Origin of the sequence: Nocardia otitidiscaviarum NBRC 14405, from assembly GCF_000308635.1 — a bacterium.
Lineage (GTDB): Bacteria > Actinomycetota > Actinomycetes > Mycobacteriales > Mycobacteriaceae > Nocardia > Nocardia otitidiscaviarum.
Map to the genome: position 1 here is coordinate 1 of NZ_BAGD01000252.1, position 1,293 is coordinate 1,293.

2 protein-coding genes are annotated in these 1,293 nt (G+C 63.7%); both read right to left on the reverse strand.

Annotated elements, in window-relative coordinates; translation table 11 throughout:
- Nucleotides 1-30 precede the first annotated feature (30 nt).
- On the reverse strand, nt 31-975 hold the full coding sequence (locus tag ON31_RS29565; protein WP_115061451.1) for an IS3 family transposase: 945 nt from the start codon (nt 973-975) through the stop codon (nt 31-33).
- On the reverse strand, nt 921-1,226 hold the full coding sequence (locus tag ON31_RS29570; protein ID WP_039818378.1) for a transposase: 306 nt from the start codon (nt 1,224-1,226) through the stop codon (nt 921-923). Before ON31_RS29570 ends, ON31_RS29565 begins: the two co-directional genes overlap by 55 nt.
- Nucleotides 1,227-1,293: the final 67 nt, after the last annotated feature.

Sequence of the window (1,293 nt, forward strand, 5' to 3'; positions counted from 1 at the left end):
TGAGGTTCCCCCGCTAATCCGGAGAGCGGATTATCTGGTTCCGGCTGGAACCTGTGAATGGTAACCGGCTTCGAACTCATCCGGTGATCGCCAGCCGAGCCTCTTCTGGATGCGCTGGGTGTTGTACCAGCCGTCGATGTAGGCAAACAAGGCGTTCTCGGCCTCATCTCGGGTACGCCAGCTCCGCCGATAGACCAGCTCGGTCTTGAGAGTGGAGAAGAAGTTCTCCATCAACGCGTTGTCATAGCTGTCACCGACCGACCCCATCGACTGCGCTATCCCGTTGTCCGCCAGCCTGTTTGCGAATCGGATGGCTGTGTAGGTCGAGCCGCGGTCGCTGTGATGTATCAGCTGTCCGTCGCGGATCTCCCGGCTCCAGACCGCGTATTCCATCGCACCGAGCACCAGCTCGGTATCGCAGCGATCGGAGGTTTTCCATCCGACGATCCGGTTGGAGAACGCGTCCCGCACCGCCGCCAGCCAGAACGCGCCCTGACCGCACGGGATGCGGGTGGCATCGGCGACCCACAACCGGTTCGGTGCGTCGGCGGTGAAGTCGCGTTCGACCAGATCCGGCGCAGGTCTGGCTCGCGGATCCTGCCGGGTCGAGCCGAGTCGCCATTTCTTGCGCAAGAACGCGCCCTGCAACCGCGAGGCCCGCATCAGCCGTTCCACCCGTTTGCGGCCGACGCGAATTCCTCTGCGCCGCAACATCGCATGCACTCTCGGTGATCCGTACGTGCCGCCGGAGCTGGTGTGAATGTCGACGATCTCGGCCAGCAGCTTCTCGTCCTCGACATGGCGATCCGAGGGCTGCGCGGCGCGTTTGCGCCACTCGTAGTAGGTCGAGGACGCGATGCCCAGGACCCGTAGTAGGAGCTCGACCGGGTGTTGGCTGTTCTGTTCGACGAACCGCATGATCACCGCCGGGTCGGGCCGAGCTCCGAGGCGAAATACGCACTCGCAGAACGCAATATCTCGTTGACCCGCTCCAACTCGGCGACCCGTTTCTTCAACGCGCGGTTCTCGGCGAGCATGTCGGTCGTCGGCCGATCCTCACGTTCGCCGGCGTCGGCCTCGGCTTGGCGGATCCAGTTCCGCAACGCCTCGTGATGCACCCCGAGTTGCTCGGCGAGCTTGCGGATCGTCGGCTTCGGGTCCGACTCCCGATACAGGCGAACCGCCCGCGCCTTCAACTCATCGGGGTACTTCTTCGGTGCTGCCACGAATGACTCCTTCCGGCCCCTATCGGACCACAGTCAGAGCCCTCCGAGAAAGCGGGGGAACCTCAAA